Below are 22,004 nucleotides of genomic sequence, written 5' to 3' on the forward strand. Positions count from 1 at the left end.
TCACGTAATTTCGATTCTGCAATTCCCATAATCCACCCTCATCCATGGATTCCAACGCTCGGTAGAGAATCGCAGCGACTTGGCGCAACACCTGGACCTATGGAAAACGGGGGGTTCATGAGCCAAACCGGTCAATCCGCTTTCGGCCATTGTAAGACATTGGCTGTCGCGTTGAATACGGCCAATCCGCCGCCCCGCACACAAGCCCATACTTCACGGGGTTGAAATGAACATAATCGACATGCGCCCCATAGTCCGCATCGTCACGGATCGTATGCTCCCAGATCCCGTGCCGCCGAAACCGCCGATGCCCCAGATAAAACTTTGTCACCCTGAGTCCGTGCCGCCAAAACCACCCATGCCCCAGAGTCAAAAAGTTTTTTGCTTCTTTTTTACAAAAAAGAAGCGCTTCCCTCCCTGACTTTTTCCTTTCTCACCCCCCACCGATCATGGTCTAACCCTCCCCATGATCGCAAACGCGCCGTTCATGCCTGCCGACCCGACCGAGCGCTTCACGGTGATCTTCCGCGCCCTGCAGCGCTCGGTCGCGGACAACGGCTACCGCCTCAAAATCCACGGCCCGCTCATCGTCCTGATCTGGAACTACCTCGCCGGCCAGATCGCCCGCTTCGCCCGCATCGCATCCCGCCCACCCCAATCCCCCCGCACCCGCGCTCCCGGACCGGTCGAGCGCGAACCCGCCAATCCCAATCCCAATCCCAAACCACCCGTCACCCTGCCGCGCGGCTTCGCCTGGCTCATCCGCCTGCTCCCCAACGGCCCCGCCACCGTCGTCGCCGGTGCCGCCGCCCGCGCCGATCTCCAGCTTTTCATGGAAGACCCCATCGTGCTGGAGCTGCTGGCCACCCACCCCAGCCTCGGCCGCATCCTCCGCCCCCTCCACACCATGCTCGGCCTGCGTCCCCCCCAAATCATCAAACGCCCCAGAAAACCCCGGAGCGAACCCACAAACCCCGCCACCCCCCGCCCCAAACGCCCCCGCCCCAGGCGCCAGCCCGACTTCATGGCCCAATACAAAGTCAACCCCGACGGCAGCATCGACTTCACGCCCGAACAACTCCGCGACATCCTCGGCCCACCCCCACCACCCGTCCCGCCCTGGCACCACCCCTTCGTGCCCTCCTTCGATGCCAAAAAAATGTGGCGCAAAGGCCCACGGGGCTGATGCACGCCTATTTCATTACGGTATCGTATTGAAAAAGGATACGCGAGGCGTGGAAAAGCCCCAATCGGTGACCCCCTCGTCCTTCACCCCTTGCCATTGCCGCCAACCCCGACAAAACTCGCCGGAATGCCCGCGAAACCCATCATCAACCGCAGCTGGATTCCCCTCAACGCCCTGCGCGCCTTCGAGGCGGTAGGTCGCCACCTCAGCTTCACCGCCGGCGGTCAGGCGCTGAATGTCTCCCAAAGCGCCCTGAGCCGGCATGTGCAGACGCTCGAATCCCTGCTCGGCTCGCCCTTGCTCATCCGCCGCCCGCACGGTCTCGAACTCACCGCCTCGGGTCAGGCGCTCCTCCCGGCCATCAGCCGCTCGTTCGATGCCATCGAGCGCGAAATGAACGAGATTATCCGCAACCGCGGCCGCCCCAGCCACCAGCGCACGCTGCGGGTCCACATGCCGCCCAGCTTCCTGCAGCAAATCGCCATCCCGGCGCTGAAATACTTCCACCGCCAATACCCCGACATCCTGATCGACGTGTTCTCCTCCAACGGCACCGGCATGCCCAACGAAGAGCCCGACGTCGCCGTGGTCTACGACCGTCCGCAGGTCAGCCAGACCGTGACCGACCTGCTCTGGATGATCGACGTCGCCCCCGTCTGCGCCCCCGAGATCGCCGAAGCCCACAAGGGCAAATCGCTCGAACAATTCCTGCGCGACAACGAGCTTCTGCACGTCAAACTCGAAGGCCAGGCCCGCGGCATCAAATGGGCCAGCTACGCCCAGCAACTCGGGCTCGACGTCAATACCGACCGCGGCCTCGCCTTCGATACCGCCAGCTACGCCACCAGCTACGCCATCTCCGGCGCCGGCGTCGCCCTCACCGACCTCAATCTCTTCGCCCCGGAACTCGCCGCCGGCCGCCTCGTCGTGCCCTATGATGCCGTCATCGACGAAGGCTACGGCTACTTCCTCATCCTCCGCCCCGAAGACCTCGCCGACCCGGTCGTCGCCCTCTTCCGCAGCTGGATGATCGAACACTGCGCCCGCCCACCCGCCGCTGATCGGCCGATTTGAACATGGCAACAGTGCGCGGCCTTTTCGCGCCCGCGCCACACACTCATATACCGGGCCAATCAATCAGGAGCAGCGCATGAAAACCCGCCAACTCGGCACCCTTACCGTCTCCGCCCTCGGCCTCGGCTGCATGGGCATGTCCGATTTCTACGCCGGCCGCGATGAAGCCGAAGCGCGCGCCACGCTCGACCGCGCGCTCGACGCCGGCATCACCTTCTTCGATACCGCCGACATGTACGGCATGGGCGATAACGAAATCCTGCTGAGCCCCTTCGTCAAAGCCAATCGCAGCAAAATCGTCATCGCCACCAAGTTCGGCAACGAATTCACCGCCGACCGCAAACGCCTCGGCGTCAACGGCAAGCCCGCCTACGTCAAATCCGCCTGCGATGCCTCGCTCAAACGCCTCGGCATCGACACGATCGACCTTTACTACCAGCACCGCGTCGATCCGACCGTGCCGATCGAAGAGACCGTGGGCGCCATGGCCGACCTGGTCAAAGCCGGCAAAGTCAAACACCTCGGCCTCTCCGAAGCCTCGCCCGCGACCATCCGCCGCGCCCATAAGGTCCACACCATCACCGCATTGCAGACCGAATACTCGCTCTGGTCGCGCGACCCCGAGGGCGAATTACTCGAAACCGTGCGCGAGCTCGGCATCGGCTTCGTGCCCTACTCACCACTCGGACGCGGCTTCCTCGCCGGCGCCATCACCAAACCCGAAGACCTCGCCGCCGATGACTGGCGCCACAACAACCCGCGCTTCCAGGGCGAAAATTTCGCGAAAAACCTGAAACTGGTCGAGCAGGTCAAACAACGCGCCACCGAAAAATCCTGCACCCCCAGCCAGCTCGCGCTCGCCTGGGTGCTCGCGCAAGGCGAGGACATCGTGCCGATCCCCGGCACCAAGCGCCGCAAATACCTCGATGAAAATATCGGCGCGCTCGACGTCACCCTGACCCGCAACGACCTCGCCGCGATCGACCGCATCATGCCGCCCGGCGCGGTCGCCGGCACCCGCTACCCCGAGGCCGGCCTCAAAGCCGTCAACCTCTGAGCCCAAACGCCGGGGCGTCAACCGCCCCGGCGACCTTGCATCCAAACCGCCTCCGCGTTATGCGACCCGCTTCATGACCGGTCGGCATCGGTCAGCCCCCAGGAGATCCGCGATGAAGGCCAATATCCACCCCGAATACCACGAGATCAACATCATCATGACCGATGGTACCGCCTACACGACCCGGTCATGCTACGGCAAAGCCGGCGATACGCTGCGCCTCGATATCGATCCGAAATCCCACCCCGCCTGGACCGGTCAGCACCGCGTCATGGACACCGGCGGCCAGGTCGCAAAGTTCAACAAACGCTTCGCCACCATCGGCGCCCGCACGAAGTAATCCCGATGGGGCTTGGGTTAAGGAAGGCGGGGGGCTTTGCCCCCTCGACCCCCACTAAGGGCATCTCGGCGCTTACGCGGCCTTCGGCCACGGTCGCCTCGATCCCTTAGAACCCGCTAGTTTTCGGCAAGGGGAGGGCGCGGCCTCGGATTTTCCGTCGATCTGGCCTGGGTCGCCCTCCCCTTGCCGAAGACTAATGGATTTTAAAGGCTCCGCCTTTAACGGGGTCCAGGGGCAGAGCCCCTGGCCTTCTTGGCGCCCGAGCACCCGCCGGAAAATTTCGGGCCGGGATGTCGAATCCTCTTGAACACCTCCCCTCCTAGTGACTAAATTGATCATGAAGGATGCCATTGGGTCCTTCGTTCGACTGCGGATTGGTCACATTGACGGTCCGAATCTCAACCTTGCTATTGCAGGAGGTTTGTTATGACTCTTGATTTCTCGCCCTTGTTCCGTTCCGCCATCGGCTTCGACCGTTTGCAGCATTTGCTGGATAGCGTGCCGGATGCCAGCGTGACCTCGTATCCCCCGTACAACATCGAGAAGCTCAGTGCGGAAGACTATCGCCTGACCATGGCGGTAGCTGGTTTCCGGGCTGACGACATCGAAATGACGGTCAAGGAGAATACGCTGGTCATTGCCGGCAAGATCGCGAACGAAACGCAGAAGGGTGAAACCCTGTACCGTGGCATTGCGGCCCGCGCGTTCGAGCGCCGGTTTGCGCTGGCCGACCACATGGTGGTCGACGGTGCGACGCTGGAAAATGGTCTGCTGCATGTTGCCTTGAAGCGTGTCATCCCCGAGGCGTTGAAGCCCCGCCGGATCACGATCGAGGCGGCGGCACCGGCCTCCGTGCGCACGATCGAGCAGGACACCGCCAAGCTCGCGGCCTGATCTATCAAACTAATGACGCCCCGCATCGCAAGATGCGGGGTTTTTTATCGCCCGTGGCCCGGGACGATCCGCACCGTGGCGCTCATTCCCGCGGCGAGGAACAATCCCGGCGGCACATGATCGAGCGCGATATGGACCGGGATGCGCTGTGACAGCCGCACCCACGAATACACGGGATTGACGACCGGCAGCCCGCCGGCCGATGTCTGGGCGTCGCTCACCGCGATGCCCCGCCCGATCCCTTGTACCACGCCGGTCAACACCTGCCCCGGATCGGCCAGCAACTGGATTTTCGCCGCTTCTCCCGGCCTGATCCGGCCGAGTTCGGTCTCCTCGAAATAGGCCGTCACCCAGATATCGCGGGCATCGACCAGGGTGAGCGCCGCGCTGCCCGCATGGGCATAATCGCCGGCGTGCAGCGTGAGGTTGGTGATCGTGCCGGTGACCGGCGCCTTCACCACCGTTCGCCGCAGATTGAGTAACGCTTGTGCCACCCGGGCCTTGTCGCCCATCACGGCGGCCGCGGCGGCCTGCGCGGCGGCGGCGGCGTTCTGTTGCGCCTCGGCCGATACCGCCATCGAGGGCAGGCGTGCCCGGCGCGAGGCATCGGCCGCTTTCATCCGTGCGGTCGCCTCATCAGCGGCGAGCGCCGCCTGGGCGGCGGCCAGCGCGTTCTCGAAATCGGAGGGGTCGATCCGCATCAGCACCTGACCGCGCCGCACCGTCTGGTTGGCATGAACATCGACCGACACGATCCGCCCGGATATTTCCGGTGTGATCGCGATCGCATAGGCCCGCACCCGGGCATCGCGGGTCCACGGCGTGGCATCGTAGCGGGTCCAGGCCAGCGCGCCGAGCCAGAGCGCGCCCATCACCACGATCACCGTTGCCAGAATGGAAAACACCGGCTTGTAAGGCCGCGCGGCCGCCGGCGTGGGCGGCTTGGCCACCGGCGTCATGAGATCTCGCTGCACCGAATCGAACATCGCACCCTCTCAAATCGAGGGCATCGCAAGGATCAATCCCCCCGCGATGCACCCGAACAACGACAACATGAACAAAGGCCAGTTCCAGACCAATCGATCGACCCCGGCGCGCGCCAGCAGGCGGCGCAGCACGTCGGTCAGCAGCACCGCGAGCAGCAGCATCGGCACCGCCGGCTCGATCGCGATGCCGAAGAGTGATATCTCGGCAAGATGCGGCAAAAAGCTCATGCCGTCCGCCGGATCAGATCGCGGATCGGCACGAACCCCAGGAAGGTCGCCACCGAGACCAGCACCCCCGCGATCATTGCGGTATCGGTATTCAGCGCGGCGTCAAGGTCGAAATTCAGGACATTGGCCGGATCGGCCGCCAGCATGAACGCCAGATTATAGCCGGTTGCCGGCCCCTGCGTGCGCGGATCGGCGACGCCCAACCCGCCCAGGATCAGGCAGGGCAGCAGGATCAGCGCCTCGGTTTCGAACCCGGCGCCCTGCGTGAACAACGCGAAGCGCACGAACAGCCCGAGCACGGTGCCGAGCAGAAAGCCGCGCAGCAGGCCGAGCGTCGCGGCGAGCTTGTGCGGGTGGGCGGCGAACAGCATCACCGCGGCCCCTGACATCAACACGAAATCCGGTCCGTTCTCCCATTGCGACACGTACCAGAACAGGCTTGCCAGTCCGATCGCGAGCAAGGCCCGCACGGCATTGCGATTGGCCTGGCCAGGCACCGGCGATTGCGCGTGATCCAGCCCCCCACTTCGATGCCCGGCGAACACCGCTGCCGCCAGCCCGGCGCAGACCACGCCCAAAGTGACCTCGGCGGTGCGCGTGATGGCGACGGTGAACGCCCCGGCCGGATCGGCGATGCTGCCATAGGCCACGATGCCGGTGGTGAGCCAGGTGAGCGCGAATGCATAGGTGGCGAACTGGCGGGCCTTGGTGCCGAAATACACACAGACCGCCGCCCAGATCGCCATTGCCGCGTCGAACACCAAAGGCGCCTGCGCGAACAAGGCGACGAAGGCCACACCCATCGCCGCGCCCACGAGCGTGCCGACCATGCGGTAGAACGATTTGGCAAAGGCATGATCCGGGGATGGCAGGCTTACGGTCAACACCGTCCAGGCCGCCCAGTGCGGGGTATCGAGGTCGAGCCGCATCGCCAGATAGAGCGCAAGCAGCGCGGCGAGCGCGGTCCGCACCGCGAACCCCAGATCGCGCGGCAGATCGGCGGCTAGGGCCGCAGCCGAGGAGCGCAACTGTGTGAAACCGGGAACCGCCATGACGAGAATGATATATTCATATTTGTTCGGTTAAGTTAAACCAAAATCTGATTTATCTCATGCGGAATTCACCATAAATCGCCAAGGCACCCCCCGATGGACCAGTTAAGCCTGCTCAATACCTTTGTCCGCGTTGCCGAGCGCGGTTCGTTTTCGGCGGTGGCGCGGGATTTCAATACCTCACAGCCGGTGATCTCCCGCCAGATCGCGGCGCTGGAGGACCAGCTCGGCGTGCGGCTGATCCAGCGCACCACCCGTCGCCTGTCCTTGACCGAGGACGGCCAGGTCTATCTGGATCACGCGCGCGCCGTGGTCGAGGCGATGGAAGCGGCGCAGGCGAGCGTCGGCGTTGCCCAGAAAACCCCGACCGGGCAGGTCCGCCTGGGCGTGCCGACCTCGGTGGGCATGTATCTCGCGGCGAGGCTCCCCGAATTTTTCGCGCGCTACCCGGAAATGTCGATCGATCTGAAAATGCGCGATGGCGCGTTCGATCTGGTCGAGGAAGGGCTCGACCTGGTGATCTCGGTCGCGGAGGCGACGCAGGCGAGCGTGATCACCCGCACCATCGGCAGTGCCGCCTCGGTGCTGGTGGCATCGCCGGCCTACCTTGCCGCCCGCGGCAAGCCGGCGACCCCGCAGGAGCTGCTCGATCATGAGTGCATTGTCTACACCCGCCCGGGGATCGACCGGAACTGGCGCTTCTTCGGCAAGGGGGTCGATGAAACCGTGACGGTGCACGGCCGGTTCCACGCCGATTCGAGCGAGGCGGTCCGCCGGGCCGCGCGCGCCGGATTGGGAATCGCGATGTTGCCGCGCCTGACCACGATCGATGACGTCAACACCGGCCGGCTGGTCACGTTGCTCGATGCGTTCTGTCCGATGAAGGTCAAGGTCTACGCCGTCCTGCCGTCAAGGCGCTACATTCCGGCGCGCACACGCGCGATCCTTGAGTTTCTGGTCGCCGAATTCGAGACCACGCCGTTCCTGCAATCCACCACGGGTGTCGCGGGCGTGCCGCAGGCGCCGATCTTCGACTGAGCATCCAGGGCGCCGCTGCGTACGGCGCGCCAGGATCGACGGCGGCCGACTGTCGCTAATTTTGATATCCATATATTATTGTTGGACAGTCTTATTTTGAAACTATTTTTGTCAAGACTCTGATACTAGGGATAGAGTAAAAATATAATTCAACGAAAATACAGAAATGACTTGCTTTCCCAGATCGAAATCTATGATCCTCGGAAACGGAACAGCAAAAAATCGGTTTATTCACCTTCTGGTTGTACTGTTCTGTATAAATATCAGCTTGAGATTTCAAAAGCTGATCTGTTGGTCATGTTGCGGTATTTTCCGCGTTCACACTGGGGTCAACGAATGAAAAACAATCGATTGAATCAATGCAGTTCTCCCGCGCGCCGGCGTCTCCGGCCTGAACTTGTCGCATCCTCGGTCCTCGTCATTCTTGCTGCAATGAAACTGGCCGCCGCGGCGCCATTGGCGCTTAATCTCTACCAGGTCGATCAGTTTCAGGGAGCCAGTATCGATAGCAGCGGCAACCTGACCGGCTTCGGGTTCATCCCGCCGGACATGGGCGGTGCGGTGGCGAACGGCTATGTCGCGCAGATGGTCAATGACGAGTTCGCCATCTACACCCCGTCCGGCGCGCTCGCGACGCCTGCGGTGTCGCTCGATGCATTCTATGCCGGGCTTGGTGTGAATACATACAAGCAGGGCGGCAACCCGGATATTTCCGATCCGCGAATTATTTATGATCCGACATCGAAACGATGGTACGCAAGTGCAATCACCGTCGCAAACGCGGTCAACAACACGATCCTGCTGGCCGTCTCCAAGGACAGCAACCCGCTCGATGGCTTTACCGGTTATGCGATCGCTTCGAAGAAGAACCAGTTCGCCGATTTTCCGACACTCGGCGTCGATCATGGTGCCGTCACGATCTCGTCGAACAATTTCAATCGCAAAGGTAATTACACCGGCTCTTCGGTCTTTTCGATCCCGAAGGCACAGTTGATCAAGGGTGTCACCAATCTTTCCAATGTCAAAGAGTTCAACAGCATCAGTAAAATCGGCTTTACGCCCGAAGCCGTCACATCGGATGGCTCAGGCAACAAGACGACGATCCTGAGCAACAACTACGGCGCGAGCGGTCTGCTGGTCTCGACCATTTCGAACAATGCAGGCAAGAATGCAAACCTGAAACTCACCAGGACGATCAATCATTTCTCGGGCACGTTGACCAACGCGCCCACCCAACCGGGCGGCACGACCTACGATCCCGGCGATAACCGGATCAGTTCCGGCAGCTATCAGGCCGGCAACTACATCTATTTCGCCAACTCGGTGCTGCACGGCGGGTCGGACCAGATCCAGTGGGGCGTGCTCAATGCCAAGACCGATTCCCTGATCAAGTCGGGCTTTGTCTCGCTCGCCAACGAAGACCTGACCTATGGCTCGATTTCCGGCAACGCCGCGGGGACTTTCGTGATCGGCTTCAACGGTTCGGGATCGACCACGAACATCAGCGACTATGGGACGGTCTGCTCGGTGATGAGCGGCGCATGCAATTCACCCTCGCTGCTCTACAGCGGTCTCGCCAGCAACTATAACGTGACCTTCGGCGGTCCCTCGAACCGCTGGGGCGACTATTCCTGGACTGCACCGGACACCGCCAACCCGAATAATTTCTGGTTCTTCGAGGAATATCCGACCACCAACGGATCGTGGGGCACCATCATCACCGAGGTGGAAACCACGGTGCCCGAACCCGGCAGCCTGGCGCTGCTGCTGACCGGCGTTGTCGGGCTGATCGGCCTGACCCGCGGCCGGCGGAACCGCACGACACGGCTTGGTGCCTGACGGAACCGACGCCTGAAATGAAGCAGGCGGCACCATCCGCGGTGCCGCCTGCTGCTCATGCCGGACCGGTGAAACGCCGGCTCAGCGTATCAACCGCGATCGCTGTTCGGCACCGCGTTGAACGCGGTCGCGAAGCCCGGCTGGACCAGACCGATCTGCGACTGCGCCAGCTTTGCGGGGCTCCTGGGCGTCGCAAAGGTCGGATAGGTCTGCGCACCGTTGCCAGGATTGGCAGGCTCGGAAATCACCGGTACCCCGGCAACCCGAAACGACGGATACGCCTCACCCGCCACACCATTGGCGGCCGATGACACCAGCGGTTGAGCCGGCACCACGGGAATGCCCTGGTCGGCCAGGGCAGTGCCGGCACCGGCCAAACTCATCAGGACGAACGCGGCGGCGAGAGAAACATGTTTCATAACGAACTCCAATTCAGTGCGGAGCGCGGCCGGCCTCACCATGGGGTCGTTACCGCGTCCTCGTCTGCTGCAACGCAACATAGGGCTGGGACGCTGTCATGGTGATGTCACAAATCGGCATAACATTCATTGATGCGCCGACATGAATATGCGTCAGCCCGGATCGCCCCGCCGCGCGGCCAGGACCAGCGCCTCGGCCTCCGGCCGATCCAGCGCCAGGGCTCGCTCGGCCGTCCCGCGGTCAAATCCCTGCCGCGCCAGGCTGCCGAGCGCGCGCATCCGGTCGCCATCGCCGAACGGAGGCAGGCGGCGGCGGCGCAGATAGAGGCAGGCGGCGGCGAGGTCGCGCGTCGCATCATCCGGCACCAGCCGCGCCGCGACCTCGGTATCGATGCCTTTGGTCGCGAGATGGGCGATGGTGGCCCGGCGGGACTTGCCTTCGCGCGCGAGGCGGCGGGCGCGCGACGCGGCGAACTCGGCATCGTTGACGGCACCGAGCGCGCGCAGCGAGGCGATGATGCCGGGGATTGCGGCGCGCGCGGCGGTGCGGGCGGCGGCGATGGTTGCGGGTTCGGCGCCATCGGCTTCGGCGGCGCGCACCCAGCGATCGACCCGGCGGGTCAGCACGCGGGCGAGGCCGGCTTCGGTCGCGGCAAAGCGGGCGAGGTGGGCGATGGCGGCTTCGCGCAGGCGATGATCGGTGGGCGGTGGGCCCGGCTTGCGTTCCGCGCGTTTCATCGCTTCAGTGTGGCATGGCGCATGGGTTGACCGGAAGCCCCGGCGGGCGATAGTGCGGCGCATCAAATCAGGAGCAAGTCCCATGGCCAAATCCCCCGTCCGCATCGCTGTCACCGGCGCCGCCGGTCAGATTGCGTATGCGCTGGTGTTTCGCATCGCGAGCGGCGCGCTGCTCGGGCCGGATCAACCGGTCGTCCTCACGCTGCTCGACCTGCCGCCAATGCAGGGCGCGCTCAAGGGCGTGATGATGGAGCTCGAGGATTGCGCTTTCCCGATGCTGGCGGGCATGGAGGCGACCGATGATCCGAAAGTGGCGTTCCGTGATGCCGACATCGCCTTTCTGGTCGGCGCCCGGCCGCGCGGCAAGGGCATGGAGCGCAAGGATCTGCTCGGCGCCAATGCCGAGATTTTCACCGTGCAGGGCCGCGCGCTGAACGAGGCGGCGTCACGCGATGTGCGGGTGCTGGTGGTGGGCAACCCGGCCAACACCAATGCCTATATCGCGATGAAATCCGCCCCCGACCTGTCGCCTGCCTGTTTTTCCGCGATGATCCGGCTCGATCACAACCGTGCCGCCTCCATGCTGGCGGGCAAGGCCGGCATCGATGTCGGCACGATCGAGAAACTGGTGGTCTGGGGCAACCACTCGCCGACAATGTATCCCGACTACCGCTTCGCCGAGGCGGGTGGGCGCAAGCTCGCCGCGATTATCAATGACGAGACGTGGAACCGCGAAGTCTTCATCCCCACCGTCGGCAAGCGCGGTGCGGCGGTGATCGAGGCGCGCGGAGCCTCTTCCGCGGCGTCGGCCGCCAATGCCGCGATCGATCAGATGCGCGACTGGGTGGTGGGCTCGCATGGCAAATGGGTGTCGATGGCGATTGCCTCGGACGGCAGCTACGGCGTGCCCGAGGGCATCATGTTCGGTGTGCCGGTGACCGCGGAGCGCGGCGTCGTGACGCGCATTCCAGGGCTCGCGATGGATGAATTCGCGAAGGAGCGGTTCGCGATCACGTTGAACGAGTTGAAGGAAGAACGCGACGCGGTGGCGCATCTGCTGGCCTGACACGTTGCCCGACCCGGCGCCGCCCGTTAGACTCTGCTGGTACAGGGGGAGACCGGGCGATGTCGGAATCGGAGACGATGGTGAATTTCGAGGATCTGGTCGAGTTCCCCGACCCGGCGACCCTGCCGCCGCTCGATCGGCCCGGGGTCGATGAGGCGGGTCTGACCGCGGATCAGGCTGCGTGGCGGCGGGATGGCGTGGTGATCAAGCGCGGTTTCATCCCCGATGCCCTGCTCGATCCCTATATCGAGCGGCGTGCCGCCTATCGCGCGGGCGCAAAAGGCCATCTGGCGGGATGGCAATACGGGCATTGCTATGTCGGCCTGCCGAGCCTGCGCGATGTCGCGTTGTATCCGCCGCTGATGGATCTGCTGGGCGCGCTGATCGGTGAAGAAATGCTGTTTCATCTGGCGCTGACCGCTTGGGTGACCACCGGGCGCGAATGGCATCAGGACGATTATCTGAACCCGGATTTCGTCAACACCTGGTACGCGGCGGCGTGGATCGCGCTGGATGATATCGCGCCCGACAGCGGGCCGTTCGAATACGTGCCGGGTTCGCATCGCTGGGGTTTGATGCGCGGCGCACGCGTGCGGGCGCATCTGACCGAAGAAGAACTCACGCGGATCGAGCCGGCGCATGGCATGAACCAATGGCCGAAATACGCTGAGCGGTTCGTAACCCCCGCGATCGAGGCGAAGATCGCGGGCTGCGGCATTCCCGTCGTACCGTTTCTGGGCAGGAAGGGCGATGTGTTGATCTGGCATAGCCGGCTGATCCACCGCGGTTCGCCCAGCCAGCCGGGCCGGCTCCGCAAATCGCTGATCACGCATTACTCGGGCATTCACCACCGGCCGGACATGGTGATAAAGGCGCGCGATGCGAACGGCCGCGCCTATGCGGTGTTCGACGAACCGGATCTGAACTGACCGTCGATCAAATGAAAATCCATCGCCGGTCTTGCGGCCGGCGATGGATTCCGAGGCGCGGCGTTTGAATTACTGATTGACCTGTTCGGTTTCCGAATGGGTCGTCGTCACCGTCGCCGGCGGTGCCATGGGGGCGGCGAGCACCGGTTTGGTCGTGGTCTCCCGGGTCGTCGTTGTTGTCGTGGTGGGCGTATGGTCGGCGCAGCCGGCCAGCCCGATCCCGACAGCGGCCATGCCGGCGACCATCGCCAGCCTCATCGTTCGCGTGCGTGTCATCATCGCTCCTGTCTGATTTTTCGGGTCGCGCTTAATTCGAGGGTGTCGTTGTCGTTGTCGTGGTACGCTCGCTGCGCTCGATTGCGACGGGCGGCTGCACCACTTTGGTCTGTGTGCTCTGCGACACCGCGGCCTCGCCGTTGCCGTAGGTGGTTTTGCGCGAATAGGTCCGGTCGCCCATGCCATCATTGGTCTTGGAGATGGTGGTGCGGCTCAGAACCCCCGGGGCGGGCGGATCGATCGGCGCGGGCGCGGGCGCTGCCTGCGCCGGGGCGACCTCGGTCGTGGTGGTGCTCGACTGATAGGTGGCGCTTTGCGCCATGGCGGTGGCGCCGGTCATTGCCAGGGCGGCAATCGAGGCCAGTACGTACTTGTTCATGCGATGTCTCCTCAATAGTATTTAGATGCAATCCGTAACCATGAAGGAACATTTGGGGAGGGATCGTCGATCATTCCATTTAAAACTCGATTACAGTGTCGAGAGGCGTTTAAATTTTTACTATAGGGGTCAACGCCTTTATTTTGCCTCATCCCGGTATGGTTGCGCGTATGTTTGCCGGGAGTGACATGAAAAAGCCCGAATTGACATCAAGCCGGCATTACGGCGCGGACAGGAACTTCGCGCCGGGCGTGCACCAGGACACCGATGCGGGTTACACCGTGAATTGTTCGCGGATGATGCGTTCGGACAGCGCGCGATCGGGGTCGGATAATATCCGCGCGCAGACCGAGCGGTCTTCGCTGGCGGCGACCGAGATGACGCGGCGCACCTCGGTCGAGTCGGCGACGGCGGAGACCGGGCGTTTTTCCGGCTCCAGAATCTCGAACACGACCTCCGACGACGATGGCAGCAAAGCGCCGCGCCAGTGCCGGGGGCGGAACGCGGCGATCGCCGTGAGCGGCAGCAGATTGGCGCTGAGCGGCACGATCGGGCCATAGGCCGACAAATTATAGGCGGTCGAGCCGGCCGGCGTGGAGATCAGCACGCCATCGCCGATCAATTCGGGCATGCGGATCTTGCCATCGACCAGAATGCGGATTTTCGCGGCCTGGCGGAGCTGGCGGAGCAGGCTGACCTCGTTGAACGCCAGCGCTTCCTCGACCGCGCCGGTCATGGTGACGGCGTGCATCCGCAGCGGGTGCAGCTCGTTGCTCATGGCGCGCGCGATGCGGGCGGGCAGATCGGCTTCGGCAAAATCGTTCATCAGAAAACCGACCGAGCCGCAGTTCATGCCATAGACCGGCAGTTTGTGGTCGAGCATGCGGTGGATGGTTTCCAGCATCAGCCCGTCGCCGCCGAGGGCGACCACCACCTCGGCCTCCTGCGGCGCGACGGTGCCGTAGGCGGCGACCAGTTTTTCCCGCGCCGCGCGCGCCTGTCCGGTCGCGGCGGCGGCGAAGTGGATTTTGGTCACACCAGTTTTCGGTGTTCGAGAACCGGCATGTCAGCACGATGTTTGGCGGATTTCGCGAGATCGATCCGCGCCGTCACGAAGCCCGGACCATCCGAGCAACGGGCGGTGACGATGCCCCAGGGGTCGGCGATCAGAGAGTTGCCATAGGTGACGCGGGGTTCGTTCGACCCGTCGAAATGCGTGCCGGTGCAGGCGGGGGCGGCGACCCAGCACTGGGTTTCGATCGCGCGGGCGCGCAGCAGCACCTCCCAATGGTCCTTGCCGGTCTGCAGGGTGAAGGCGGCGGGAACCAGAATGATGTCCGCACCCGCGCGGCGCAGCGCGAGATAGAGTTCGGGGAAGCGCATGTCGTAGCAGATGGTCAAGCCGATGGTGGCGGTGCCGAGCTTGAAGGTCACGATCTGGTCGCCCGCGCCGTAGATGGCGCTTTCGCGGTAGCCCTGGCCGTCCGGCGTGACGATGTCGAACAGGTGGATCTTGCGGTAGCGCGCGATCTCGGTGCCGGAGGGGTCGAACACCAGCGTGGTGTTGAACAACTTGTCGCCGCCCGATTCACCAATCGAGCCGCCGTGGACGTGGATTTGGTGGGTGCGCGCCATCTCGCGCAGAAACTCATAGGCCGGACCGCCGATGCCGCCCGGTTGCGGCAGGGTTTCGGCGGCGGCGAATTTGGTCGCGCGGTCACCGCCGAGGCAGGTCCAGATTTCCGGCAGGGCGATCAACTGCGGCCGGTCCTGCGCCACCGCGGCTTCGATCAGGCCGCGCGCCTGGGCGATGTTTTTAGCCTTGTCGGCGCCGGGCGCGAGCTGAACGACGGTAATACGCAACGGTTCCTGCATGGCTGCCATGGTGCGCCAAGTACCGCCCGCAAGCAAGATCGGGCGATGTGATCCGCGCCGGTCGGTTGCAAACGGCCCGCGGTTGGGGCTTGGTAAGCCGGCGGGATCTGGGATGTGGAGAGGTGCGGACGGCGATGGCGGGGCTGATCCAGGAAGCGGTGGCGGCACAGCCGGTTCTGGCGTTCCTGTTCACCGATATCGAAGGCTCGACCCGGCGCTGGGAGCGGTTCCGCGATGCCATGGGTGAAGCGGTCGCCCTGCATGACCGGCTGATCGCCGCCGTGATCGCAGAGGCGGGCGGCACCTTGATCAAGCGCACCGGCGATGGCGCGTGCGCGGCCTTTGCGACCGCGGCGGATGCGTTGCGCGCGGCGGCTTCGATCCAGCATCGTATGGCGGCGGCGGATTTCAGCGCGGTCGATGGGCTGCGGGTCAGGATCGGCGTGCATATCGGGCCGGCCGAGGCGCGGGATGGCGATTTTTTTGGCCCGACCCTTAACCGCTGCGCCCGGATCATGGCGATCGGGCATGGCGGGCAGGTGCTGATGTCCGCCGCGGCCGCCGAAGCGGCGGATGATGCGCTGCACGCCACCGGGTTCGGCCTGCGCGGCCTGGGCGCGCATCGGTTGAAGGACCTGACCGAGGCGGAAGAGCTTTATCAGTTGACCGGTCCCGCGCTCGATGATCTGTTCCCGGCGCTGCGCTCGCTCGATGCGCGGCCGAACAACCTGCCGATCCATGCCAGCAGCTTCATCGGGCGCGAGCGGGATCTGGCGGTGTTGCAGGATATGCTGGCAGGCCACCGGCTGGTGACGCTGCTCGGTCCCGGCGGCATCGGCAAGACCAGGCTTTCGTTGCAGATCGGCGCCGACCGGCTCGACCGGTTTGCTGATGGCGTTTGGTTTCTGGAACTGGCACCGCTCAGCGAGGCCGCCCAGATCGGCGAGGCGCTGGCAAGGCTGTTCGGCATCCGCGCCGAGGGCGGGCGGCCGGTGATCGAGACGGTGGCGGCAACGCTGCGCCAGCGCACGCTGCTGCTGATCATTGATAATTGCGAACACCTGATCGAAGGCGCGGCGCAGGTGGTCGCGACGCTGTTGCGGGCGTGCCGTGGCGTCGTGGTGCTCGCTTCGAGCCGGATGAAGCTGGGCGTGGCGGGCGAGCAATGCTATCCGGTACCGCCGCTCGATGCGCCACCGCCGGTGCGGCCCGGCCGCACACCGGTCACCGCCGCGGCGGCGCGCGACTACCCGGCGATGCGCCTGTTCGTTGCACGGGCGCAGAATGCCCACCCCGGGTTCGTGCTCGACGACGCGAATGCGCCGGTGGTCGCCACGATCTGCCGGCGGCTGGATGGCATTGCGCTCGCGATCGAGCTGGCGGCGGCACGGGTGCGGCTGCTCGACCCCGCGGCGTTGCTGGCCCGGCTCGATGATCGGTTTCGTCTGCTCACCGGCGGCGCACGATCCGGCCTGCCGCATCAGCAGACGTTGCGGGCGCTGATCGGTTGGAGCCATGATCTGCTGAACCATCAGGAACAGATCGCGTTTCGGCGCCTGGCGGTGTTCGCCGGCAGCATCACCCTCGCCTCCGCCGAGGCGGTGATCGCCGGTGGCCCGATCGAGGCGTTCGCCACGCTCGATCTGGTGACCGGGCTGCTCGACAAATCACTGATCGCGCGGGTGCCGCAACTCGCCCATGACACAAGGCTGCGGCTGCTGGAATCGACGCGCGCCTTTGCGCTGGAACAGCTCGAAGCCTCGGGCGAGGCCGATGCGGTGCAGCGCGTGCTGGCGGCGCATCTGGTCGCGGTGTTCGCCGAGGCCGAAGCCCGCTGGGCCTTGTGCGACACGCCGAGCTGGCGCGCCGAATATCAGCCCGATATCGACAATCTACGCTCGGCGATCGCCTGGGCGTTCGGCCCGCACGGCGACCCGGCGCTGGGGGTGGCGCTGGTCGCCCGCACCACGGAGGCCGCGCGGGACGGGCTGGTGGGCCGGGAGCACGCGGGCTGGGTGGACCAGGCGATCGCGGCGATGGGCCCTGATACGGCACCGGAGAGTGTGGCGCGGCTGCGTTTCATTGCCTCGGGCGGCTACACGATCGGCGATGCGCGCGATATCGAGGGATGCCGCGCGGCTCATGCGCTGTTCGTCGGGCTGGGCGACACCGTGCGCGGCTGCCGGGCCGCGATGTCGCTGGCCTGGGCGCTGGCGCGGCCGGGCGATGTGGCGCCGGCGCAACCCTATATCGATTATGTGATGTCCTGCCTGCCGAGCCTGCCGATCGACAAGCATCGGGGGATCATTCTGCACCGGCTGGCGACGCTTGCGTGCTACGCCGGCGATCAGGCGCAGCCGCGCCTGCTGTGGCAGGAGGCGATCAGCATCGCCGAGCGGTTCCAGGATACGATCACGGTGCGGCTGGCAGCCCTCAACCTCGCGGATTTCGAGGCCTCGCTCGGCCAATACGCCGAGGCCGCCCGCGCGACGGCGGAGGTGGTGCAGACCTGCCGCGACAGCGAGGATCAGGCCCTGCTGTCGAGCGCGCTGACCAACCTCACGACCTATTCTCTGATGATCGGCGAGACCGCAACCGCGCGGAGCGCCGGCCGCGAGGCGATCGGGCTGCTGCTGGAACAGAGCGACGAGGTGTTTCTGGCGATCTGCTGCGAGAGCATGGCGTATCTGGCGGCCCTGTCGGGTGCGTCCGCCACGGCGCTCGCCATCGCGGCCTGCACGGATGAGTTTTTCGCGTCACGCGGCATGGTCCGCGATGTCGCGGAGCAGACGGTCTGGGCAGCGATGATCGCAATTTTGGGTGATCTGCGAACGGACGCGGCGCCGCTCAATCTGCGCGAGGCGGCCGTGCTGGCCTGCGCGGTCTGAGGGCCGCGATGCCTCAATTGGTGGGTGTCGTGATTTTCGCCTGGTTGGCGGGCCCGTGATGCAGTTTGGCCAGTTCCTTCTTGTTGAGCTGATCGGCCTTGTTTGTAGTCTTTTTCGATCCACTGGCGCTTTGCGACGGGGTAGTGGCGTGCGCCACCGTGGCAACCCCGAGCATGGTGAGAACCAGTATCGCTGTGGTCAGATTCGAGCGCTTCATTGCCATCCCTTTATTATGATATCGTTTCTGTTAGGCGTTTTTATTCGATCTGTCATCAAGATGAAAAACGCCCGAAACGGACCGAGCCGATCGGCCAATAGCCATTCGAAGGGCCCGGCACGCGATTCCGAAAAGTTTTTTGCTACTTTTTTCAAAAAAAGTAGCGATTTCTTGCGTCTCCTACCCTACTCCGCCGCCTGTCGCGCAGCAAAATGCCGGCGGAGGCGATCGATCGCATCCCGCAGCACGCTTTCGCGTTTGCAGAAGGCGAAGCGGGCGTAGTGGGTCGGCGCGTCAGCCGGATAGAAGGCGGAGACCGGAATGGCGGCAACGCCCGCGTGTTCGGTGATGTGCCGGCAGAAGGCGACATCATCGCCCTCGAAGCCGAGCGGGGTGAAATCGGTCGTGATGAAGTAGGAGCCGGAACTCGGCAGCACGATGAACCCGATGTCGCGGAGGCCGGCGGCGAGGATGTCGCGCTTGGCGGCGAGGTCGGTGCTGAGGCCCGCGAAATAGGCATCGTCCTTGGCGAGGCCGAGGGCGACGGCGCGTTGCAGATTGGGCGGCGTGGTGAAGGTGAGGTTCTGGTGCGCGCGGGCGACCAGCGTGGCGAGACGGGCAGGGGCGGTGACGTAGCCGATTTTCCACCCGGTCAGGCTGAAGGTCTTGCCGGCGCTGCCGATGCGCAGGCAGCGTTCGCGCATCCCGGGCAGGCTCATCAGGGGCGTGTGTTTCAGACCATCGAAAATCAGATGTTCGTAGACCTCGTCGCATACGGCGTAGCAATCGTGCCGGGCCAGCAGGTCTGCGATGAAGGCGAGATCGTCGGCGGAGAAGACCTTGCCGGTCGGGTTCATCGGTGAATTGAGCAGCAGCAGTTTGGTTTTGGGGCCGAACGCGGCTTCGAGCGCGGCGCGCGGCAGTTGCCAGTCCGGCGGATCGAGGCGGACCAGCCTGGCGGTGGCGCCGAGCATCCGCACGACGGGCAGATAGGTATCGTAGAGCGGCTCGATCAGCACGGCCTCGTCGCCGGGGTTAAGCAGCGCCATCAGGCAGGCGGTGATCGCCTCGGTGGCGCCGGAGGTGACGACCACTTCGGTCGCGGGGTCAACGGTAATGCCGTAGAAACGCTGGTTGGCGGCGGCGACGGCTTCGCGCAGTTCGGCAACGCCGGTCAGCGGCGGGTACTGGTTGCGGCCATCGCGCAGGGCAGCGGCGGCGGCATCGATCACGTCCTGCGGCCCATCGGTATCGGGGAAGCCCTGGCCGAGGTTGATCGCGCCATGCCGGGTCGCGAGCGCGGACATCACGGTGAAGATTGTGGTGCCGATGGCGTCGAGCATGAGGTTGGGCGATTTCACGGCTTGGCTCCCGATGTGGTGGTGGTGGGCATGGCGCTGACCGCGCTGAGGGTGCAGTATCGTGGCGAAGAGCGGAAGGGCAAGGGGTTTGGCATGGGGCGTTCGTTAACTAGGCATGAATTGCCCTTGTTTTGAGCATTCATCATGCCAACGCCGTGAGCAACGCAACGATCCATGGCGTCACATGCGGTTGGCACGGCATATGCATCATTGTGTCGCCGGTCGGGCAAGGGCCGGTGCGTGCATTTGCCCGCCGAGATAAACCAGCAACAAGGAGGGTGCCCGTCTCGGATCGGGCGTGAACCGGATGAAAAAAATCGAAGCGATTATCAAACCGTTCAAGCTGGACGAGGTGAAGGAAGCCTTGCACGAGGTTGGGCTTCAGGGCATCACCGTGATGGAAGCCAAGGGATTCGGCCGCCAGAAGGGTCATACCGAATTGTATCGCGGCGCTGAATATGTGGTGGATTTTCTGCCCAAGGTGAAGATCGAAGTGATCTGCGAGGATGGCGTCGCCGAGCGCGCGATCGAGGCGATCACCAATGCCGCCCGCACCGGGCGGATTGGCGATGGCAAGATTTTCGTCTCCACCATCGAAGACGTCATCCGCATTCGGACCGGCGAAAAGGGCGAAGCCGCGATTTGACAGTTTCCGTAACGGTGCCGCATCGTGCGGCATCTTAAATCTGACCAGCAGTGAGGACCAAGATGGCGAAGAAGCCAGCCGGCAGCGGCGATGCAGTAGCAAAAGCGATCGCGATGATGAAGGAGAACGGGGCCGACTACGTCGACCTGCGGTTCACCGATCCGCGTGGCAAGTGGCAGCATACGTCCCAGCATATTTCAACGATGGACGAGGATGCATTCCGCGACGGCATCATGTTCGACGGGTCTTCGATCGCCGGTTGGAAGGCGATCAATGAATCCGACATGATCCTGATGCCGGATGCCGAGACCGCGGTGATGGACCCGTTCTCGGCCAAGCCAAGCATGATCCTGTTCTGCGACATTATCGAACCCTCGACCGGTCTGGGCTATGCGCGCGACCCGCGCGGCACGGCCAAGCGCGTCGAGGCATACCTGAAGTCGACCGGCATCGGTGATACCATCGTGGTCGGCGCCGAGGCTGAGTTTTTCGTGTTCGATTCAGTGAAATTCGGCACCGGCGGCAATTTCGGCATGTATCAGATCGACAGCATGGAAGGCCCCGGCTCGTCGCTGAAGGATTATCCCGAAGGCAACATGGGCCACCGGCCGAGCGTGAAGGGCGGATATTTCCCGGTTCCGCCGGTCGATTCCGAAAGCGATCTGCGTGCGGAAATGCTGGCGACCATGGGCGAAATGGGCCTGCCGATCGAGAAACATCACCACGAGGTGGCACAGAGCCAGCACGAGCTGGGCACCCGGTTCGGCTCGCTGACCAAAATGGCCGACCAGATGCAGATCTATAAATACTGCGTCCACAACGTCGCCCATTCCTACGGCAAGACCGCGACCTTCATGCCCAAGCCGATCTATGGCGACAATGGATCGGGCATGCATACCCATCAGTCGATCTGGAAGAACGGCAAGCCGCTGTTCGCCGGCAACGGCTATGCCGACCTGTCGGAACTGTGCCTGTATTTCATCGGCGGCATCATCAAACACGCCAAGGCGATCAACGCGTTCACCAACCCCTCGACCAACAGCTACAAACGGCTGATCCCCGGGTTCGAGGCGCCGGTGCTGCTGGCGTATTCGGCACGCAACCGCTCGGCCTCATGCCGGATTCCCTACACCACCAATCCGAAGGCCAAACGCGTCGAAGTGCGGTTCCCGGATGCCTCGGCCAACCCGTATCTGGCCTATTCGGCCATCGCGATGGCCGGACTCGACGGCATCAAGAACAAGATTCACCCGGGCGACCCGATGGACAAGGACCTCTACGACCTGCCGCCGGAAGAGCTGAAAGGCATCCCCACCGTCTGCGGTTCGCTGCGTGAAGCCCTGGGCGCGCTCGCCGCCGACCACGAGTTCCTGCTGGCCGGCGACGTGTTCAGCAAGGAACAGATCGAAAGCTATATCGAGCTGAAATGGTCGGAAGTGTACCGGTTCGAGCATACGCCGCATCCGGTTGAGTTTGAGATGTACTACTCGGCTTGAGGTTTAGGTCAGACAAGACG

At 64.0% G+C, this 22,004-nt stretch carries 24 protein-coding genes; 13 read left to right on the plus strand and 11 right to left on the minus strand.

From position 1 onward, the window contains the following. Window positions 1–466: 466 nt before the first annotated feature. The 5 genes from AruPA_RS14275 (at window position 467) to AruPA_RS14295 (ending at window position 4,551) form a co-directional block, all read left to right on the plus strand. Entirely contained in the window at window positions 467–1,186 is a 720-nt protein-coding gene (locus AruPA_RS14275) for a hypothetical protein (protein WP_265637400.1), read from the plus strand. Window positions 1,187–1,312: 126 nt separating this feature from the next. After that, window positions 1,313–2,260 carry a LysR substrate-binding domain-containing protein gene (locus tag AruPA_RS14280; protein ID WP_265637401.1) on the plus strand — a complete coding sequence of 316 codons (948 nt, stop codon included), beginning with the start codon at window positions 1,313–1,315 and terminating at the stop codon, window positions 2,258–2,260. A 76-nt stretch (window positions 2,261–2,336) separates the two neighbouring features. Further along, the gene (locus AruPA_RS14285; RefSeq protein ID WP_265637402.1) at window positions 2,337–3,317 is read left to right on the plus strand and encodes an aldo/keto reductase; all 981 of its coding nucleotides are present in this window, start codon (window positions 2,337–2,339) and stop codon (window positions 3,315–3,317) included. A gap of 112 nt (window positions 3,318–3,429) precedes the next feature. Further along, entirely contained in the window at window positions 3,430–3,657 is a 228-nt protein-coding gene (gene rpmE / locus AruPA_RS14290; protein WP_265637405.1) for a 50S ribosomal protein L31, read from the plus strand. 426 nt (window positions 3,658–4,083) lie between these two features. Then, entirely contained in the window at window positions 4,084–4,551 is a 468-nt protein-coding gene (locus AruPA_RS14295; protein ID WP_265637406.1) for an Hsp20 family protein, read from the plus strand. Between the two features lie 44 nt (window positions 4,552–4,595). Here AruPA_RS14295 and AruPA_RS14300 read toward each other — a convergent pair whose 3' ends face one another. The 3 genes from AruPA_RS14300 to AruPA_RS14310 are packed head-to-tail and all read right to left on the minus strand — an operon-like array spanning window position 4,596 to window position 6,817. After that, entirely contained in the window at window positions 4,596–5,525 is a 930-nt protein-coding gene (locus AruPA_RS14300) for an HlyD family secretion protein (protein WP_265637407.1), read from the minus strand. Window positions 5,526–5,546: 21 nt separating this feature from the next. After that, window positions 5,547–5,765, minus strand: coding sequence for a DUF1656 domain-containing protein (locus tag AruPA_RS14305; RefSeq protein WP_265637408.1), 219 nt, complete (start codon window positions 5,763–5,765; stop codon window positions 5,547–5,549). Beyond that, a complete protein-coding gene (locus AruPA_RS14310) occupies window positions 5,762–6,817 on the minus strand; it encodes an FUSC family protein (RefSeq protein WP_265637409.1) in 1,056 nt (351 codons plus the stop codon). Before AruPA_RS14310 ends, AruPA_RS14305 begins: the two co-directional genes overlap by 4 nt. A gap of 96 nt (window positions 6,818–6,913) precedes the next feature. On the opposite strand from AruPA_RS14310, the gene AruPA_RS14315 reads away from it, so the two are divergent. Together AruPA_RS14315 and AruPA_RS14320 are read left to right on the plus strand one after the other, a co-directional pair. Further along, a complete protein-coding gene (locus tag AruPA_RS14315; RefSeq protein WP_265637410.1) occupies window positions 6,914–7,855 on the plus strand; it encodes a LysR family transcriptional regulator in 942 nt (313 codons plus the stop codon). Between the two features lie 432 nt (window positions 7,856–8,287). Then, window positions 8,288–9,694, plus strand: a complete 1,407-nt coding sequence (locus AruPA_RS14320) for a PEP-CTERM sorting domain-containing protein (protein WP_265637411.1) — start codon at window positions 8,288–8,290, stop codon at window positions 9,692–9,694. An 89-nt stretch (window positions 9,695–9,783) separates the two neighbouring features. Here AruPA_RS14320 and AruPA_RS14325 read toward each other — a convergent pair whose 3' ends face one another. Both AruPA_RS14325 and AruPA_RS14330 read right to left on the minus strand, forming a co-directional pair. After that, window positions 9,784–10,113 carry a hypothetical protein gene (locus AruPA_RS14325; RefSeq protein ID WP_265637412.1) on the minus strand — a complete coding sequence of 110 codons (330 nt, stop codon included), beginning with the start codon at window positions 10,111–10,113 and terminating at the stop codon, window positions 9,784–9,786. A gap of 153 nt (window positions 10,114–10,266) precedes the next feature. Further along, window positions 10,267–10,851: a RecX family transcriptional regulator gene (locus AruPA_RS14330; RefSeq protein WP_265637413.1), complete on the minus strand. Its 585-nt coding sequence runs from the start codon at window positions 10,849–10,851 to the stop codon at window positions 10,267–10,269. Window positions 10,852–10,933: 82 nt separating this feature from the next. On the opposite strand from AruPA_RS14330, the gene AruPA_RS14335 reads away from it, so the two are divergent. Together AruPA_RS14335 and AruPA_RS14340 are read left to right on the plus strand one after the other, a co-directional pair. Continuing rightward, on the plus strand, window positions 10,934–11,917 hold the full coding sequence (locus tag AruPA_RS14335) for a malate dehydrogenase (RefSeq protein WP_265637414.1): 984 nt from the start codon (window positions 10,934–10,936) through the stop codon (window positions 11,915–11,917). A gap of 59 nt (window positions 11,918–11,976) precedes the next feature. Further along, the gene (locus tag AruPA_RS14340; RefSeq protein ID WP_265637415.1) at window positions 11,977–12,846 is read left to right on the plus strand and encodes a phytanoyl-CoA dioxygenase family protein; all 870 of its coding nucleotides are present in this window, start codon (window positions 11,977–11,979) and stop codon (window positions 12,844–12,846) included. A gap of 69 nt (window positions 12,847–12,915) precedes the next feature. Here the strand turns inward: AruPA_RS14340 and AruPA_RS14345 are convergent, their stop codons facing one another. The 4 genes from AruPA_RS14345 to AruPA_RS14360 form a co-directional block, all read right to left on the minus strand. Next, entirely contained in the window at window positions 12,916–13,122 is a 207-nt protein-coding gene (locus AruPA_RS14345) for a hypothetical protein (RefSeq protein WP_265637416.1), read from the minus strand. Between the two features lie 31 nt (window positions 13,123–13,153). Continuing rightward, complete coding sequence (locus AruPA_RS14350) at window positions 13,154–13,501, minus strand: hypothetical protein (protein WP_265637417.1); 348 nt, start codon at window positions 13,499–13,501, stop codon at window positions 13,154–13,156. 274 nt (window positions 13,502–13,775) lie between these two features. Next, on the minus strand, window positions 13,776–14,537 hold the full coding sequence (locus tag AruPA_RS14355; RefSeq protein ID WP_265637418.1) for an NAD kinase: 762 nt from the start codon (window positions 14,535–14,537) through the stop codon (window positions 13,776–13,778). After that, a complete protein-coding gene (locus AruPA_RS14360) occupies window positions 14,534–15,376 on the minus strand; it encodes a carbon-nitrogen hydrolase family protein (RefSeq protein WP_265637419.1) in 843 nt (280 codons plus the stop codon). The genes AruPA_RS14355 and AruPA_RS14360 overlap by 4 nt, the downstream gene beginning before the upstream one ends. Before the next feature lie 134 nt (window positions 15,377–15,510). Here AruPA_RS14360 and AruPA_RS14365 point away from each other — a divergent pair, with 134 nt between their 5' ends. Next, a complete protein-coding gene (locus AruPA_RS14365; RefSeq protein WP_265637420.1) occupies window positions 15,511–18,264 on the plus strand; it encodes an adenylate/guanylate cyclase domain-containing protein in 2,754 nt (917 codons plus the stop codon). 13 nt (window positions 18,265–18,277) lie between these two features. On the opposite strand, the gene AruPA_RS14370 is transcribed toward AruPA_RS14365, so the two are convergent. Further along, on the minus strand, window positions 18,278–18,481 hold the full coding sequence (locus AruPA_RS14370; RefSeq protein WP_265637421.1) for a hypothetical protein: 204 nt from the start codon (window positions 18,479–18,481) through the stop codon (window positions 18,278–18,280). A 185-nt stretch (window positions 18,482–18,666) separates the two neighbouring features. Then, a complete protein-coding gene (locus AruPA_RS14375; RefSeq protein ID WP_408858726.1) occupies window positions 18,667–19,824 on the minus strand; it encodes an aminotransferase in 1,158 nt (385 codons plus the stop codon). Window positions 19,825–19,845: 21 nt separating this feature from the next. Between AruPA_RS14375 and AruPA_RS14380 the strand changes: the two genes are divergently transcribed. From AruPA_RS14380 to glnA, 3 genes are all read left to right on the plus strand, one after another. After that, a complete protein-coding gene (locus AruPA_RS14380; RefSeq protein WP_265637423.1) occupies window positions 19,846–19,977 on the plus strand; it encodes a hypothetical protein in 132 nt (43 codons plus the stop codon). Window positions 19,978–20,149: 172 nt separating this feature from the next. Beyond that, the gene (locus AruPA_RS14385) at window positions 20,150–20,488 is read left to right on the plus strand and encodes a P-II family nitrogen regulator (protein WP_265637424.1); all 339 of its coding nucleotides are present in this window, start codon (window positions 20,150–20,152) and stop codon (window positions 20,486–20,488) included. Between the two features lie 62 nt (window positions 20,489–20,550). Further along, window positions 20,551–21,984 (plus strand): type I glutamate--ammonia ligase, encoded by a 1,434-nt coding sequence (glnA, locus tag AruPA_RS14390; RefSeq protein WP_265637425.1) that lies wholly within the window; start codon window positions 20,551–20,553, stop codon window positions 21,982–21,984. Window positions 21,985–22,004 lie beyond the last annotated feature (20 nt).

This window comes from Acidiphilium sp. PA (genome assembly GCF_026191915.1).
GTDB lineage: Bacteria > Pseudomonadota > Alphaproteobacteria > Acetobacterales > Acetobacteraceae > Acidiphilium.